17 protein-coding genes are annotated in these 15383 nt (G+C 61.9%); 7 read left to right on the top strand and 10 right to left on the bottom strand.

What is annotated here, in order from left to right:
- Nucleotides 1-515 precede the first annotated feature (515 nt).
- From H0X90_RS26365 to H0X90_RS26380, 4 genes are all read left to right on the top strand, one after another.
- Nucleotides 516-809 (top strand): H-NS family nucleoid-associated regulatory protein, encoded by a 294-nt coding sequence (locus H0X90_RS26365; protein WP_151062590.1) that lies wholly within the window; start codon nucleotides 516-518, stop codon nucleotides 807-809.
- A gap of 107 nt (nucleotides 810-916) precedes the next feature.
- Complete coding sequence (locus H0X90_RS26370) at nucleotides 917-1309, top strand: DUF2471 family protein (RefSeq protein ID WP_151062591.1); 393 nt, start codon at nucleotides 917-919, stop codon at nucleotides 1307-1309.
- 149 nt (nucleotides 1310-1458) lie between these two features.
- On the top strand, nucleotides 1459-2388 hold the full coding sequence (locus H0X90_RS26375) for a tyrosine-type recombinase/integrase (RefSeq protein WP_196438245.1): 930 nt from the start codon (nucleotides 1459-1461) through the stop codon (nucleotides 2386-2388).
- Between the two features lie 71 nt (nucleotides 2389-2459).
- Nucleotides 2460-2939: a hypothetical protein gene (locus H0X90_RS26380; protein ID WP_196438246.1), complete on the top strand. Its 480-nt coding sequence runs from the start codon at nucleotides 2460-2462 to the stop codon at nucleotides 2937-2939.
- Between the two features lie 131 nt (nucleotides 2940-3070).
- On the opposite strand, the gene H0X90_RS26385 is transcribed toward H0X90_RS26380, so the two are convergent.
- The 10 genes from H0X90_RS26385 to H0X90_RS26430 form a co-directional block, all read right to left on the bottom strand.
- On the bottom strand, nucleotides 3071-4873 hold the full coding sequence (locus H0X90_RS26385; protein ID WP_196438247.1) for a phosphoadenosine phosphosulfate reductase family protein: 1803 nt from the start codon (nucleotides 4871-4873) through the stop codon (nucleotides 3071-3073).
- Nucleotides 4874-4945: 72 nt separating this feature from the next.
- A complete protein-coding gene (locus tag H0X90_RS26390) occupies nucleotides 4946-5509 on the bottom strand; it encodes a phospholipase D family protein (protein ID WP_151062595.1) in 564 nt (187 codons plus the stop codon).
- Between the two features lie 68 nt (nucleotides 5510-5577).
- A complete protein-coding gene (locus H0X90_RS26395; protein ID WP_230877620.1) occupies nucleotides 5578-5766 on the bottom strand; it encodes a hypothetical protein in 189 nt (62 codons plus the stop codon).
- A gap of 31 nt (nucleotides 5767-5797) precedes the next feature.
- Complete coding sequence (locus H0X90_RS26400) at nucleotides 5798-5974, bottom strand: hypothetical protein (RefSeq protein WP_196438249.1); 177 nt, start codon at nucleotides 5972-5974, stop codon at nucleotides 5798-5800.
- Nucleotides 5975-6054: 80 nt separating this feature from the next.
- A complete protein-coding gene (locus H0X90_RS26405) occupies nucleotides 6055-8376 on the bottom strand; it encodes an SMC family ATPase (RefSeq protein ID WP_196438250.1) in 2322 nt (773 codons plus the stop codon).
- Nucleotides 8364-8888, bottom strand: coding sequence for a hypothetical protein (locus H0X90_RS26410; RefSeq protein ID WP_196438251.1), 525 nt, complete (start codon nucleotides 8886-8888; stop codon nucleotides 8364-8366). Before H0X90_RS26410 ends, H0X90_RS26405 begins: the two co-directional genes overlap by 13 nt.
- 192 nt (nucleotides 8889-9080) lie before the next feature.
- Nucleotides 9081-10445 (bottom strand): metallophosphatase family protein, encoded by a 1365-nt coding sequence (locus H0X90_RS26415; protein WP_196438252.1) that lies wholly within the window; start codon nucleotides 10443-10445, stop codon nucleotides 9081-9083.
- Between the two features lie 79 nt (nucleotides 10446-10524).
- Nucleotides 10525-11010, bottom strand: coding sequence for an NADAR family protein (locus H0X90_RS26420; RefSeq protein WP_196438253.1), 486 nt, complete (start codon nucleotides 11008-11010; stop codon nucleotides 10525-10527).
- A gap of 169 nt (nucleotides 11011-11179) precedes the next feature.
- The gene (locus H0X90_RS26425) at nucleotides 11180-12454 is read right to left on the bottom strand and encodes a hypothetical protein (protein ID WP_196438254.1); all 1275 of its coding nucleotides are present in this window, start codon (nucleotides 12452-12454) and stop codon (nucleotides 11180-11182) included.
- On the bottom strand, nucleotides 12451-12717 hold the full coding sequence (locus H0X90_RS26430; protein ID WP_124680417.1) for a hypothetical protein: 267 nt from the start codon (nucleotides 12715-12717) through the stop codon (nucleotides 12451-12453). Before H0X90_RS26430 ends, H0X90_RS26425 begins: the two co-directional genes overlap by 4 nt.
- 619 nt (nucleotides 12718-13336) lie before the next feature.
- On the opposite strand from H0X90_RS26430, the gene H0X90_RS26435 reads away from it, so the two are divergent.
- The 3 genes from H0X90_RS26435 (at nucleotide 13337) to H0X90_RS26445 (ending at nucleotide 15295) form a co-directional block, all read left to right on the top strand.
- The gene (locus H0X90_RS26435) at nucleotides 13337-13945 is read left to right on the top strand and encodes an AcaB family transcriptional regulator (protein WP_196438255.1); all 609 of its coding nucleotides are present in this window, start codon (nucleotides 13337-13339) and stop codon (nucleotides 13943-13945) included.
- A gap of 119 nt (nucleotides 13946-14064) precedes the next feature.
- Entirely contained in the window at nucleotides 14065-14877 is an 813-nt protein-coding gene (locus H0X90_RS26440; protein ID WP_196438256.1) for a hypothetical protein, read from the top strand.
- A 10-nt stretch (nucleotides 14878-14887) separates the two neighbouring features.
- Entirely contained in the window at nucleotides 14888-15295 is a 408-nt protein-coding gene (locus H0X90_RS26445) for a polymer-forming cytoskeletal protein (protein ID WP_124680419.1), read from the top strand.
- Nucleotides 15296-15383: the final 88 nt, after the last annotated feature.

Here is a 15383-nt window from a genome sequence, read left to right on the forward strand (position 1 = left end):
CGGATGTTCGCACAGCCGAAACCGAAAGATGGTCAACAATTGTCATGCCCGTCTTGCTGTCGGGAACACGGTTACAAACAGCCTTCATGCTGATTCGAATATCAAAATATCAACGATGGCTTACTGTGACCAATATAAAAATAAATAAATGTTTTTGAGATTTATTTAATCAAAAAGACCCCCGTTCCCGGTCGACAGACCGCAGAGTCATGCCTGATAGGGCTTTGGCTCCGAGGGTGGCGACGGGCGCATCAACTACACGTGTGCACCAGGGTCGAATAGAAATGTCAAAAATCGTTTCTTAAAAACTTAAATCCGATCGATGAATACCTCCCGATCGGGAGGGAATAGCCAGTCGCAACCAGGCATAACGCGGTCAAACGACATCAGCAGGTTCACAAGCCACCTGCGATTTTTACGAGGGAGCGTGTTGCGCTCCGTCGACGCGGACTTGACTTTCGTTCGAAGTCGGTAAGGTAGTCGATACCAATTTCTCAACCACGAATGGAGAAAGCATGTCGACATACCACGAACTTCTCGCAAAGCGCGCGGCACTCGAAGCGGAAATCGACGCCGCAAAAGGGGCTGCGCGGGAGACAGCTTTGAAAGAGGTGCGCCAACTCGTGAGCGAATTCGATCTCAGCGCCCGGGAGGTCTACGGGGCGCGCGCAACCCGCAAGCGCGGCCGCGTCGAAGCGAAGTATCGCCATCCCGACACCGGCGCGACCTGGAGCGGTCGGGGCCGCCCGCCGGCATGGATTGACGGCAAAGACCGCACGCCCTTCGAAATCCAGCACAGCGCCGCCTAGTCTTGAAATCTCGCAGAACACTGGATACATTTACAGTGTGCCAGGCGCAGCAGCCACTCGCAATTTGCCAAGTGGCTGGCTGCTGCTCCCTTGTCTCGCCGACTACTATGAACCTCGCCCCGACTGTTGATTGCCACGATGCCGAGCTCGATCCGATTCGGTACGGGTATGCGCTCGAGTCCGCAACGCAAGATCTGCGACGCATTGCGACGTCGCTCGCAGCTCGCTACATCAGCGCCGGCCTTGCGCACGCTTTGAGCTGGCCGCTATTGCTCGAGATCGAAGAGCAGGCATTCTCCGATTTGGCCTTTCAGAGCCGCAACGATCCAGCGATCGTCGGCGCACTGCCGCGCATCGGGCCGGCGACGCTGCCGGGCGTCGATTTCAGCGGTCTCATCGACTGGAGCCAGTCCTATCCATCGCTGCCAATCGTCTATCAGTGCGTCCGCGAGCTTCTGGTCGATGCCCCCAAGTTCGAGCGCAGTGAGGAAGCTGCGTGAGCGACGTAACCCGTGGGCTCGACGAGCGGCGTGCCGATGCCCACGTCCGAAACCGGATGAAGGGGCGCCCCACCCTTCTGCAGGCACAGGACGCGAATCGTAGATTCGCGCCATGCTTGGGGTAGCCAATATTCAGTATATAAGATCGAATGGACGAACCGACTCTCTGGCTGTCGGCACCGACCGAGGCCTATCAGCAGTGGCAACGCACGGAAGCCGCCGGCGCCGATCGGCGCGCGTTCTCGCCGCGGTCGATCGTCCAACACGAAGCGATGTTCGAACGCTTCATGCGCCACCTCGCCGCCGCTCACCTGTCGCTGGCCAACTTCGGGCCCGACCACCTCGAATCGTTCTTCGCTGACCTAGATCGCCGGTGCAAGCCCGGCACCACGACACGTCTGCGGTACCAGAAGCTCCTCGACCGGCTCGGCCGGCACCTCGTCGACGTCGGCGTGCGCAAGACCAATCCAGCTGCCGCATACACGCTGATGCAGACGTGGCCGGAGGACGAGCCCGTCCCGGTGTACCTTCTGGAAGCCGATGATCATCGACTGCAGGCGTCGATCCGGGCCATCGACGGGCTCGACGACCGCGCGTTGCGCAACCGAGCCATCGTTGGCTTGTTGCTCTCGACCGGCATCACCGCGCAGGAATTTCGACAGGCGAGCGCCGTCGACCTCGACCTGTCGCCGGCGCGGCCGTACCTCCTTGTACCGAAGCGCGGCCCGCGCGAGGCACGTCGCATCAACGTTGACGAGTTTGCGGAACCCGCGCTCGCGCGATGGCGAAATCTGGCTGCGGCTGCAGACAGCCCTCTGCTGTTCCCGTCCCCCCGTGCAGGCAGTCCAATGACCGACGAAATGCTCGGCCGCATCGTTCGAGACGAACTCCTTGCGATCGACGTTCGGCTTCCTGATATGAGCCCGCGCACCCTGCGGAACACGTTCGCGAGGCGCCTGCTACTCGCCGGCAGAAGCAACGACGACGTCATGCATCTCTTGGGCCTGACAAGCCAGCGCACTGTGATCCGCATTCGGGCGACGATCCCGAGCGGGCCTCAAGCTACACCTCAGACTTGACTTCCTCCCCGCCTCGATAGCCTGAAAAAGCCAGCAAGGTCGCTGGCTTTCTTGCTATTGGAGCATTCAATATGGACTACGTATCGCATTACACGGACCTCGTCTACTTCGCCAGCGGTGGCATTTCCGTCTGCCGCTACCGGATGCTCGCGCTCGCGTCGGAACCGAAGCAGCTCGTCATTCAGGTCGAGAACCACGGCGGCCACAAGGACATCCTGATCACCGATCACATCGTGCGCGACGGAGTCCTCAACCGAATCGCCGATCGCGACTTAACGGGGGTTCCGTTCGACATGCTTTGCGTCGCGTTGACCGAGGCCGGCCAACATCACATCGTCTTCGTCGAGGCCGATCTCGAGGACTACATTCATCGCGGGTATCCGTATGAGCGATCCGCTCAGCCGGCCGCACGTGGCCGACATATCGAGCGCATCTCGATCAATTCCCGTGACCTGGTGGTCGGCCGGGCCCGCCTGCAGACCGCGCATGCGACTCCTACGCTCGCAGCAGACAGTCTAGCGGCCATCCTCGACCGGCCGACGTCCGCGTAAACCGCCAATACGCCGACGAGTAAGCTCGTCTGGCCATCACATCCTGGGTCCGATCGACAACAACAACGGGAGCAATGGGCAAAAAGAAACCCGGTGCAGACGCACCGGGTTTGGTTCCAAAATTCCGGACTTCAAGCCGCCTGCGAAAACAGATCGACAGGCGCCAGGTTCAGCATCGTGAGGTGCTCCGTGTTCGATATCGCGCGGTCGACGAGAAACCGATCGAGCTCAGCCGGCGTCAGGTTGTGCCGTTCGGCGAGATGCGCGAAGTACTGGCCACGCTTGGCCATCTCCTGATACCGGCCCGCCATACCGGCCGGAAGCCTCAGACTGCCTTCGTTGAGCCAGAACCGTGCCGACTCCATCCCCGAGTGTTGCTGCGCCTTCACGGACCAGGAAGCGTCGAAGCTGCAGGTGACGAACGCACACGCTGCCTCGACGTCCACTTCGAACTGGTCGATCTCTTCCAAATAGACGATCTGCTCACCGGACCTCGTGCGCGCATATCGGCTCGCTCGCTCCGGATGGAGGTAGCGATTCCACTGTTCCGCGGCATAGTCGCGAAGTCCGTCTGTGGGCACCTCGGCATCGTACGCGCCGCCAAAGAACCACCCATGATGCGGGATGTCGATCTTCGGCAGTGGGTCCACCACCGGCACGTAGTAGCGCCGTCCGAGCCGATGGACGTCGAACCAGACCGACAGCGCCGGAAACGCATGCGGCGCGTAGTGGTGCATCGAGAGATAGAAGTCGATCGCCACCAGCTGCGCCGGCGTGATCATCTCGAACTGCACGTCGCAGAGCGCGCGATTTTCCGGAGTGTCAGGTATTTCGCCCATGGCCAGTGCGCCCTCATGCCGCTCAGCGCGATCGACCTCAAGCGCGTCAAGCGTGAGCAGGTACTGCAGCAACCGAACGCGCTCCAAGTACGACAGAACGTCCGGCTTGACCGCCAGATACCCGGCGTCACTCAGCTTCCGGCCTACAAGTTCGCGACGGCCAAGATCCCATTGCACGCCCATCAGGTAGTTGCGGAACCGATTCAAGCCCTCCAGATGACGGTGGCCAGCTTCCTTCACCATCGACTCCATCGAGCGATCGCGCTCGCCGGTCACGCAACAAAACGCGCACCCGAATCGCGAACCGCACGCGGCACGCGCGCCGCCCTCTCCCAGAATCACACCACATGTCCCCTCGTTCCCAGCTCGGTATAGATCCGACAGACGCCGGATTGACTGGCTGGACACGGGTGACGGAAAGGGGCGGTCTGAATCCTCCGCGAACAGCGAGAGCATCGTCCATACGCAGTCCGTGGACCACTCGGCGATCGGAGAAAAAGTAAGAAATCCGTCCGCGTTCCTGACGGGTCTTCGCGCATTCTCGTTGCGAGCGGCCATGGCCGCCGCGCGACTGCCGCTCTCTCCGAACCGGTTGCCGAGGATGGTAACGACTTCGCTACTTCCGCCGGCGGCCGCAGAACGTTCGAGCGTGACGCGCAGGCGGTTCTGCGGGTCGACCTTCCAATCCGCCGCACAGGCACGTATCCGCTTTCCGTTCTTCACCCCATTTTCCGGGGTACGGGGAAGCGTGCCACGCCCGATCGTTGCGACGACAAATTGCGACGCCAATGATGGCTTCGCTACGTGCACCGATACCGACGTGCCAGCGGCCGCAAAGGCGTCGCGGATCTCATCCAGCATGGCCTGAAGGTGCCAGTGCATGCTGGGATTTTCGATCGTCGTGTCGGCGCTCGTCACAAAGTGCTCGCGCGACACCTCCGCACCAGCGCGCCGCACCGCCTCCAGCATAAGGATCGCCGTGCAGGTCGAGTCCTTGCCGCCGCTCAGCGCGTTCGAGAGCGTGAATCCCTGTTGAATCAGCGCGACGAGCGCGTCGATTGCCGACTCCATCTTCACCAAAATTTCCGAGAACATATACTGCTCCTATGGCGCAGGAACAGCCCCACGCGGGAGCCGTTCCCGCGCGGGTTGAGAGAAAAGAAACAATCAGGGTGCGCGATACACTTCGCCGCGCGCCGACACCACTTCCCAGTTTTTCAGATACGCATCGGCGACACGCGTATCGCCGCGCAACACGATGACGTTCTCTGCGTTGTACCGCGCCGCCTGCTGCGAGTAGTTGTAGCTGCCCGTCTCGACGGTCTCGCCGTCGACAATGAGGTACTTCGAGTGCTGTGCTGGAAAGACGCTCACAAGTCGTACCGGAATGCCGGCGTAAGCGAGAGCACCGAGCGCAGCGCGAGCGCGGCCGCTACGGTCCTCTTCGAAGTTGCTGCGCGCGTCGACGGTGACCGCCACGTCAACGCCGCGGTGCTTCGCGGTGATGAGCGCGCGCGTCACCGCCGGAGCGGTGAACGAGTACGCCAGCACGCGAATCGACTGGCGCGCATGCCCGATGGTGCGAAGCACAAGGCTTTCGGCTCCGCCATCCGGCGAGAACGCTACTTCGACCGTCGGCAGCGTCTCCGCTTGCGCGCGCCCGGCAAACGCGATCGCAACACAACAGCACAGCGATGCCACGAGTACTGCCCAAGAAATTTGCTTCTTCATCGGAGCCTCCAATAGTGGATACGGAAAAGCCCCGGTCTCTTCCGAGAGCGGGGCCGACGTTCAGGGGTTTAGATGCAGGGCTTATGCTGCCCTGCAGGAAAGGTATGGACTTGGCCATCCTTGCAGATGACCGCATCCGTTCTCATGTGCGGCCGCTTAGCTACGGCGGCCTGCGTGGAGACCGCATAGCGGTACATAGGCGGCGACTGCTGCGCGCCGCCATGCATCGCGATCAACAGCATCACCAGGTTCGTCATCCCGTTCACCGAGCATTCCTCCGTCGACGATTTAGGATGCATCGACAGCCGTCGTCGCCACCGTCACCCAGCGCCCGTTCACCAGCACGTCGCGCAGCCGCGAGCCGTTCAGCTCGTAGACGTGCTCCGTACCCATGCGAATGGGTTTCGGACGGATCGAAACCGTCAGGCTTCGAACCAGAGCAGCAGAATTCGACTTCAGTTTCATTGCGTTCCTCGTAAAGAAAAAGGGCGAGGAACGCCCCTGCGGGGAACGTTCCCCGCCAGGGTTAAAAAATGTGTGCCGCACTACCTCGCGAGTGCGGCCACGTCGATGACCGCATCAGCCTCGGCAATCAAGTCCGGCGTTTGCGAAATGAAAAACTCCCGTGCATACCCGCCCTGACGCAGAACCTCGCGTTTCATGCGCATGAATTGCACCTTCCGATCAGGGTCAAGTGGACCATCCGACTCGTCGCTGAACAGTGACTCGTACGGCTGGCCCGCGTTACCCGCGATATACAGGGCAACGCCGCGGGTCAGGCACTCGTTGATCCAGACCTTCTGACCGCCGGACATCACGCCGACTGCCTTGCTGCTGTCGCTATCGGCGTCGTGCACGAGGATTTCAAAGCCTTCGCGCGTTTCACCACTGGCCAACGTCCGCTGCGTCTGGATCTCGACCGTGAACCGCGTGCCATAGCACGCGAGCAGCAGGTCATTCACCGTCTGCGTTAGTGCCGGGCCAGCGTCGTCGATCGTCAGCGCTATCACGCCGTCATTGCCGAGGCCCTTCGCGAGCAACTTCCACTGCGCGATCTCGTCCGAAATGCGCTCAGCGAATGCTTGCGTCGCCGAGAAGCCCTCCAGCTCGCGCTCGAGTGCCGCCAACGTCGTTTCGCAGGTGGCCTGGGTCCGGATCAAAGCTTCGATCCGAGCGTCCATCTCGGTACAGACGTCACGACGGGCAACCAACTGTCGATCGACCTCCACAATCGCCTGCGTCACATCGACAGCCGCCAGGCGCGAGACCTCCGCCTCGACTTCACGCAACAACCCAGTGAGCCGCGTCGATTCCGTCTCCCGACGTTTCGACGCCTCGCTTCGCTCAACATCGAGCGATTCGAGTTCGCGTTGGGCCTTCGTCAGCCCGGCTTCCGCCGCGTCGAGCAATGGCTTTCGCGCAGCAAGATCGGTAGCACGTTGAAGGGCCTGACGAGCGCCCGTGAGTTCCGTGTTCACCTGCTGGAGCTCGGTCCGCTTGGCCAACAGTGCTTCAACCGACGGTGCGAGTTCCTTCAACTCTGTCTGGTGTTGCCGATAGCGCGTGCGCAAGTCTTTCAGCGAGACGGTCTGGACGTTGACTTGTTGCGCCGCATTTCTCGCTTGCGCGAGCAACGGGCACATCGCGTGGATATCCATCCCAGCACAAGGCACTGATCCGATCACCGACGATTGTTCGGCCAGGGTCCGGATCAGGTCGGCTTTCGCGGTGCCCTCGGATTGCAACCCGGAGAGGCTCGACTCGACAGTGGCCGCGCGCAATCGCTTCGCATCAAGCTGTTCGATTGCACGCTGCAACGGCTCGATCAGTGCCTCGGCCTTCCCGACACGAAGTTGGGCTTCGTCTCGAGCGGCCGCAGCGCCACGGATCTGCTCTGCCTGCCGGACAACCGCTACGTGACCCGCGATCGCCTCCCTTAGCGCTGAAGCGCGTTGGCCGAAGCGCTTGTCGTCGGCCTGCTTGTCACGCTCCAACATCTGGAGCGATGCCTGCAGCTCGCTACGCCGCACGCCGAGTTCACGCATGCGCGCCGAAGTACCCGCGTTCTCGCCCTGCTTGGCAACGAGCACCGCGTGCTGTTGCGTCAGCGTGGCAATCTCCGATTGCGCGGCCGTACGTTTCTCGCGCGCCGCCGCGATATCTGCCGTGGCCGTAGCGATCGCCTTGCGCGTCTCGTCAGCACGCGCACGCTTCCCCGAGAATGCAGCGACCTCCTGTTGCACCACACCGAGTTTCCGGGTGAGCGCCTTCGCGACATCAGCAGCCTTGGTCGACAGTGCGCGGAGGTGGTCGATCTTCAGCAGCTCCACGAGGAGCCCCTTGATCTCGGTCGCACCGTAGGACGTGAGTGGTCGACGGTTCTGAGCCGAGAACACGCTCGTGAAGAACGATTCGAGGGAGCCGCAGATCGCGTCAACGCAGCGGTCGTAGGTCTCGCCCTTGCCGTCCGACACGGTGCCATCCGGCAGTGATACCGGACGCCACTCGCCGTCCGTCGAGCGATAGAACAGGAAGTAGTCCGCCTTGCCGCTCTTGCCTGGCTTGCGAAACACGAAGGTCGACCGATAGCGCAAGCCATCATGCTCCCATTCGAACTCCTTGCGTGCCTGCACCCCGCAGACGTGATCCCAGTACGAGAACGCATCGACCGAGAGCTTCGACGCGCGTGACGGCATGATCCGGTATGGGTGCAGGTTGTCCATGATCGTCGTCTTGCCCGCGCCATTCGGCCCGGTCAACGCGATCAACCCGGTAGGCAACGACTCCAGATCGAGTTCCACGCTGTCGCGCCTCATCCCGTCCCGGACCCCATAAAACCCTTCAAGCAACAGTCTCAGTGGTCGCATGACTGGATCTCCGAAAGAGAGATGGGCTGCAGATACTCGTCAGGCAGGAAGAACGGAACATCGTCGTCATCGACCGGAAGCGTCGGTTCGGGCCGGGATGCCGGCTTCCCCAACGTGCCGTCAACGGCGGCCTGCACCGTTCCACAGAGACGGCTGAACGCGTCCGACGTCTGCTTGAGCATCGAATCCCAGTTGGAAGAACCGGTGAGAATCTGCAGCTCGCGACCGGACCACTGCCCCGAGTAACCAGCGTCGAAGGACCACAGCAGATTTTGCAGCTCGACGCCTGGCGTGACGACGATCTCGGCCTCGTCGGCGTCAAGCACGTGGGCCAACACCAACATGCCGTCGCGCTGAGCAATGACCGCGCCCCGTTGGGTGCCGAACGGTTGGTGAAAGAGTGCTGCCGTGCACCCGCCGTGATCGACGAGAAGCTTCTGCAGCGATTTGGCGTCGGTAGACGCGGCGAAGGACTGAGCCCAACGGACACCAGCAGGATAGAGACCAAACATGAGCGCACTCCGGATTTGAGACGGAGTGCGCCCCTGCCGGGAACACGCCCCGTCAGGGTAAAAAGAAAATGGATGCAGCAAAGCTGCCTTCGATGCGCCAAAGGCGCGGGGTGAACCTCGTTTCGATAGCCACACGGGCTATCGGAACACGGCTAGTGTTCGAACAGGACGGAGAACCGTCGGTGAGCGGCACTACACCGCGAACAGGTCATCGGTGAGCCGGGACGGTTCGTCGGCGGTTGCCACTGCATCGTCGCTGGCGGCGCCCGTCATGGGCATCGGTAGCGGTGTAGCGCCCGACGGGCGCGGCTGATCGATTGTCGACGCGCTGTCGCCAGCTAACCGCGCCAGGATCGACTCGGTGATTGCGTCCGGATCTCCGGTCTCGAGCAGTTGCAGCCGATCAACCAGCGGAACAGCGTCGACGTCGCTCAGCTCGCACCATCGGGTCAGCTTTGCGTCGACGGTCGGCGCGGTGCTGATCCCTTCCGCCCGGCTGCGCATGACAGGAAGTACACGCGGCTCAAGCTTCAGGCCAGCGGCTGCCGAGAACATCGCTTCGATCGCCTTGCGGTCGACCAGTTGCTTATGCTCTTCGTCGATCTGCCAGCGAATCCGTACGAATTTCCCGGCAGACGCCGCCGCGAGCGCTTCCAGCTCGTTCGTGTCAGGCGGCCCGTCGAACGCTACGGATACCATTTCACGAGACGGCGTAGGGACAAGTACGGCCCGTGCATCCGAGGCGGAGACCTCCCACAACAAGTAGCCCTTGTCGCCGAGCTCGCCGTAGTGGAAACGCCCGATCGATCCCGGATATCCCACCAAGCGCCCCTCGCGCTCCCACGTCTGATACTTGTGGATATGGCCAAGCATGAACGCCGAGCATTCCGCCGCAAACAGCGCGCCGAGGCCGAACTCGTGATCGAACCCCGCCATCGTGACGCCATGCTCCGTTTGACAGCCGTTCACGGTGCCATGCGACACACCGACGGTCGGGACACCGGCCGCACGAAACGCCGCGTTAATCCGCCCGGCAGCGCACAAGAACCCCGCGAGCGTATCTGCAAGATCCGTCGACGCCGCCAGCGCACCGACGCGCAGCGCCAGATCCGCTTTGTTCATCGTCGGAAGGCAGGTGAAAATCACCTCCGGCTCGCAATCCAAGTGATGCCGGACCTCGTCATCATCGAAAACCGGACCACGCGAGAACCAGAAATTTCCGTCGTAGAGCGCCACCTGACATATCCGGTCCGCAATGGCCACCGGATACCGCGCGCCCATCAGCGCGAAGTTGTCCAGCGTGCCCGGCGGCTCGTGTGAGAACGTGCCCTGCAGCATAAGCACCGGCATCGCTTGCGCGAGCCGGTGCACCCGCGTGGCGAGTGCGTTCAGCGCCGGCGCGTGCGCGTCAAGACGGTGATCTGTCGAGTCACCGCTAATCACCGCCACAAGAGCCTCGCGCGCAATGGCGTCACCCACCGCATGCGAGAAGCACCGGTCCGCCTCGTCGAGGTTTCCCGGCGAGTAATGCAGGTCAGAAAAATGCGCGATCTTCATCGACGCCTCCAGAAAGAGAAATGGCCGCCCGAGGGCAGCCAGAAATAATTCGCGCCGCTACACGGCGCAAGAAGGGAAATCACGACCGAGACAGCACGTCCCGTACACGCATCAGGGCGTTGCCAAGCAGGTTCAATCCCAACCAGGCCGACGGGTCGGCGATACGCGGGTCGTGCTCAACGAGCCCGATGCCCCAGATGCGGTCATACGGACTCGCCTCAACCAGGACCGAGGTCCCCGTTGCGAGCAGCGCGATAGCGAAGGCTTCGTTTTGTCGAAACTTCTCTCGACAGCCGACGAACATGATCTTTTCGCGCGCTTCGATCCAACGTTGCTCGTCGAAACCGCGCACCGACCGCCCGAGCCGCTTCTGTTCGCGTGGCGACGTCGACGCGAGGATCGCTTCCGCGGTCACGTGATCGTCGAACAGCATTGCCTTCGCATACATCATGAACTGCTCAACACAGTTGAACTTCACTTCGTGGAACGTGAAGCTGCACGGGTGCCAATTGCTGAACACGTCGGCGGCGCCAAAGAACGCCGTAATGTTGCCAATCCGGCGCATGGAATCCTCCAGAGGGAAGGGTCAAAAGATGGCCGCTTGCGCGGACGATTTCGATGCGTGAGCCACGCTGTCGAAAGCACTTGAGCAAATCACTTTGCTGAAGGACTCTCGGGGCGGTGACGTGAGGAAAAAGACACCGGCCCCGAAGGGCCGGCGAAAGGGGTGTCATTTAGCCGTTGTGGAACGATTCGACAGCCGCACCGATTTCGCGTTGAAGCGAAGTCGGGTCCTCCAATGCCGTCGTCAGCCGCGTGACCATCTTGTCGACGTCGGCAGGGCGTTCGGCCCAGCCTCGGCCGAATCGAAAGTGACCGTAGACACGAAACGCCTTGCGCTGCTCGTCGTCATCGAAGCGGAGCCGCTGCAGCAGGTCCTGCATGCGGTGACGCTTCTCTTCGATCGACTCGGGCGGGCCCTCGCCGGGTTCAACCTGATCAGCGCCCCTGGCGTGGGTTTCGCCCTCTGCCGGGTGAAGCTGAATCACGGTGCTGCCCGCATCTGCCGGCGTGGGCAATCCAGCGACCTCGATCGCCAACGGCACGTCTTCCGCGCCGTCGAGCAGGGCCCCGATGTCGATATCCGCGTCGAGCACGGTCAGCATCTGCGGTTGACGCACCGCCTCGCCCGCCTCGTTGATCCGCGTGATGTCGAATTCCCGCTTCGAGATCCAAAACCGAGTGCCCGTCAGCTTGCCCCGGGCCAGCTGAACCGTCTTCATCGCCGCGTATGCTTTCTGCAGCACGTAGATTGAGTTCGTCGGAAGTTCAATGAAACCCAGTCCCTTGATATCGGGAATGGCGAAGATGAACTGGGCACCGAGGTTGCATTGGCGGCTTTGGTACTGCGGGCATTGCTCGGGGTTGCAGATGCCATCCGGGATCGCGTCGTCCTGACGGAAAATCACGTCGCGGCCGCCGAAATGGCGAGTCGCACGTTGCGCATGCCGATCGCGCTCGACCTTCGCGTACGTCTTGCAATACCGCAGACCATCCGGCCCGTACTGCGAGAAGTACTTGCGACCGCTTGCGCCCCACGCCGCCATCTCGTTCGGGATGTTTTGCATCCAGTCGTTGAAGGCGAACAGCACCGGGAAGCGATAGAGCCTGACGCCCTGCCCGCGATCCTCACCGTAGAGGCGGAGAATCTCGTCAGCCACGTCCGGATTGTTGAAGTCCGAGCGACGGCAGGTGAAGTGATCGGTGTTGCGCGGTGCCAGCGCATGCTTAAGCCGACAACGGGATTCGATCGCCTTGCCGATCGTCTCGAACGAGTCGCCGGCGGCCACCATCTCTTCGTACAGCGCAACCGCATCCGGATTGCCCCGGGCGGCCGACGTCAGGACCTTGATGCCGGGCCGGATCTTCCCGATCACGGGCGGGCGCATCGTCCGTTCTTCGACGACGCTCCGTATGGGGCCGCCTACCATACTGACAACTGCATTCATGAGAGTTTCCTCGCAAGTTTGATGATCGCCTGGGTGCGCAACGCGTCCGCTGATTGCTCGAGCGCATTGGCAACCGCCTCTCCGCGGCGGTGAGCGATACTGGACAGAAAAATCCGGCGGTCGGAGTCAGTGAACATCGCGACTTGCGCTACCTCGCAACGCTCCCGCCAGGCGGGTGACGTCGTGTCGGTAGCCGACCTTTCCTCCGCGATCGTTTGGCTGATCACGTCGGCAATCCGGGAATTGAGGCGATTGGGAAGCACAGGGACCTCCGGGACGGAAAAAAAACGACGAAAAAAAAGCGCGTTCCTCGGTGGAGGAACGCGCTTCGTGGATTCGAATAAATGACCCAAGCACCACGTCCCTTCCGGGGACGTGGTGCTCAGGGAGCCGGTCGGCTCATATAGAGGACGTTAGGTCGTCCTCGCACAGCATGGTCACGCTGCGCTACAGCCCATTTTCGGAAGTGCCATTCCGACGCAGGTTCACGGCTCAGTCGACTACAGTCGTTCTACCCAGACAGAGGCCTGGAGAGAGACACCCGTTGTCCGGGCTCGAACGACGTCGCGGCGCAAATGAATGCGGCCAGCAACGAGTTTCATGACTGAAATGGGGAGCGCGGGCGAGGCGCTCATCAGAAAGGAATTCCACACTGGTTGCCAACCAGTCGGAGCATGCCCATTGGCACGGCTTGTACAAAAGATGGACTTCGGCCAGCGAAGTCAAGGTCGATGCGTCAGGGACGCGAGAAGTAGAGTCAGTATCGCGATTATTCCGCCACGCAATCCCCGAAAAGCTCGCGAAAACAGCCACGCTTTTGCCGGTACGCGCCTCTGGCGACTCGCTCAGAATTGTCAATGAGAGAGACCACCCGAAAAAATCATGTCTGCCGTTCTCGAACCACCGCACGAAGGGCGCGGGCAGCCTGACACGCCCACGCAAAACGAAACACCAACCGCCGACCAGGCGGTTCGCCTCGCCACGTCGACAGGATTGAAGCCGATCCAGCGCCTAACAAGCGACAGCCGCATCGACAAGATCGTGCCGGATTCCGACGCGGTCACCATCCTGCACTACAGTTCAGTCTTCGCCCGCACGTTCATTCGAAGTGACTACAACTTCTGCGCAGCCAAGATCTCGGTTGCCCGCGGTGGCAAGGTCCGGGCGCTCGAAACCGCACTGAGAGACACAGCGGACTGGATGCGAAAAGCGACGACTTGGGTCGAACGACACAACGCGCGGTCCCTGACGTTCCCGTACGAACAGATCGAACTGAAAGTGACGAGGCCACTCGCCGGTCTGCTGGTGCGGTGCCTGACCCAGTACGACCGCCTTTTCACGGCGTCGATGGAGGCGCAGCTCGCCGAAAAGATTACGCCGCAGGACCGCGCCAACATCCTAAAAAACGCCGAGGGCCGGATTTTGCACGTCAGAACCGTGTGCATTCCGGACAACGATCGGTACGACGGCGACGGCACCGTTCGCGACTGACGACTTCGCTTCTGCAATCAGGCCAGACTTTGACATTGTCGTCCGGAGAATAAGCTCGTCCTGAGCCTGTCGCACCTTCGAACGACGTTGCGACGTCTCGATCAACCACGGAGCACATTTTGGACATTCGAGAGATCCAGGCGTTGCACGCCCAATACTCGTCGCAACCTGTCGTCATCGACATCAATAGCCATATACGAGCGCTCCCGGCCCCCGACCGGCATGAATCGCCACGACCGCTGGTGTCCGCGCATCTCGCGTCGACCGGCCGGCGGTTCGGCCGGCCCGCTGCCATCGTCGTCGCTCTGGCGCTGGGCGCCGCCGTCGCGGGAGTGTGTACCTCGAAACTCTGGCGCTCCCTTCATGCGCCGCAAGCGGCTGCACACATCGATCCGGCGACGTCGCAGCTCACTGGTACCACGCCGGAACACGTCGGCGCGGCCTCGATACCGAACGGATCGAAGCCGCCGCTCACCAGCGCCGACTTCGACGAGCCGGCAGGGCGTGCCGCAGCCACCCAGCCCCGCGTCGATGCCGACGCGTTGCGTGCGTCGGAGGCGCTCGGCTCGCCGACCCTGACGAAGCAATCAACGTCGGCCGCCCCGCTGGATCCGGCAAAGGCTGCTGCATCCCCGATTCGAGTGGCTCATGCCGCTGCCGGTCCAGCTGCTGGCCAACTACCAGCACCAACCGCGCCGGCCCAGGCTGTCCCCGCAGCCGCATCAGCGCCCGCCGTATCTGCGCCGACTGTCTCACCGGCCGCTCAACCGAGGGCCGTCGCTCACCGGGCCCACCGAACACCCGCTCGTCAGCGCCAGGACGCGGCCATCGCCGAAGCGTCCGCTCCGGACACACGGATCGATGCGGCGAGGCCCGAGCACACCCCGAAATCCGGCGCGCCTGCCAAGGCTGGCGACGTTCCCCTGTTCTAAGAGGTCTCCTATGAAAGCGCAACCGGTCAACGTGACAATCCTTGCTCGCGGTCTGGTCGTCGAGGGCACGATGATTCTCGACCACGGTTTGAGCGTCTTCGCCATCGCAAACGGCGATATCATCTCAACCGCCGGCCTGCTACACATCGGCGCCGGCGGAATCGTGAAAGGTCAGGTGCAGGGCGAGCTCGTGCGAATCGACGGTACCGTTGAGGGTGACGTTCACGCGCGCGACACGCTCGAGATCAACGGCCGAGTGAACGGGAATGTGTTCTATTGCGGAACGATCAGACTCGGTCCGAAAGCTGCGCTCAATGGGCAGCTCAAGCGTGTGCCGCGAGACCTCGTCATCGAGGCGCCGACGACAGGTGCGCAGCTCGCCGACAACACCAACACCACGGCGCTTCCGACATCATGACCAAAACTCTCAGACGTCTTGGCGCGGTTTTTCAGCAATGCGTTCCTATGGCGATCTCAATATCCTCGCTGTCTGCTTCCGCGTCCCT

Source organism: Burkholderia sp. 9775_39 (assembly GCF_015712225.1).
GTDB lineage: Bacteria > Pseudomonadota > Gammaproteobacteria > Burkholderiales > Burkholderiaceae > Burkholderia > Burkholderia cenocepacia.

Bases quoted from the DNA above. Each gene is read 5' to 3' on its own strand.
- H0X90_RS26365 (WP_151062590.1), top strand. From the start codon at position 516: ATGTCGACATACCACGAACTTCTCGCAAAGCGCGCGGCACTCGAAGCG.
- H0X90_RS26370 (WP_151062591.1), top strand. From the start codon at position 917: ATGAACCTCGCCCCGACTGTTGATTGCCACGATGCCGAGCTCGATCCG.
- H0X90_RS26375 (WP_196438245.1), top strand. From the start codon at position 1,459: ATGGACGAACCGACTCTCTGGCTGTCGGCACCGACCGAGGCCTATCAG.
- H0X90_RS26380 (WP_196438246.1), top strand. From the start codon at position 2,460: ATGGACTACGTATCGCATTACACGGACCTCGTCTACTTCGCCAGCGGT.
- H0X90_RS26385 (WP_196438247.1), bottom strand. From the start codon at position 4,873: ATGTTCTCGGAAATTTTGGTGAAGATGGAGTCGGCAATCGACGCGCTC.
- H0X90_RS26390 (WP_151062595.1), bottom strand. From the start codon at position 5,509: ATGAAGAAGCAAATTTCTTGGGCAGTACTCGTGGCATCGCTGTGCTGT.
- H0X90_RS26395 (WP_230877620.1), bottom strand. From the start codon at position 5,766: ATGACGAACCTGGTGATGCTGTTGATCGCGATGCATGGCGGCGCGCAG.
- H0X90_RS26400 (WP_196438249.1), bottom strand. From the start codon at position 5,974: ATGAAACTGAAGTCGAATTCTGCTGCTCTGGTTCGAAGCCTGACGGTT.
- H0X90_RS26405 (WP_196438250.1), bottom strand. From the start codon at position 8,376: ATGCGACCACTGAGACTGTTGCTTGAAGGGTTTTATGGGGTCCGGGAC.
- H0X90_RS26410 (WP_196438251.1), bottom strand. From the start codon at position 8,888: ATGTTTGGTCTCTATCCTGCTGGTGTCCGTTGGGCTCAGTCCTTCGCC.
- H0X90_RS26415 (WP_196438252.1), bottom strand. From the start codon at position 10,445: ATGAAGATCGCGCATTTTTCTGACCTGCATTACTCGCCGGGAAACCTC.
- H0X90_RS26420 (WP_196438253.1), bottom strand. From the start codon at position 11,010: ATGCGCCGGATTGGCAACATTACGGCGTTCTTTGGCGCCGCCGACGTG.
- H0X90_RS26425 (WP_196438254.1), bottom strand. From the start codon at position 12,454: ATGAATGCAGTTGTCAGTATGGTAGGCGGCCCCATACGGAGCGTCGTC.
- H0X90_RS26435 (WP_196438255.1), top strand. From the start codon at position 13,337: ATGTCTGCCGTTCTCGAACCACCGCACGAAGGGCGCGGGCAGCCTGAC.
- H0X90_RS26445 (WP_124680419.1), top strand. From the start codon at position 14,888: ATGAAAGCGCAACCGGTCAACGTGACAATCCTTGCTCGCGGTCTGGTC.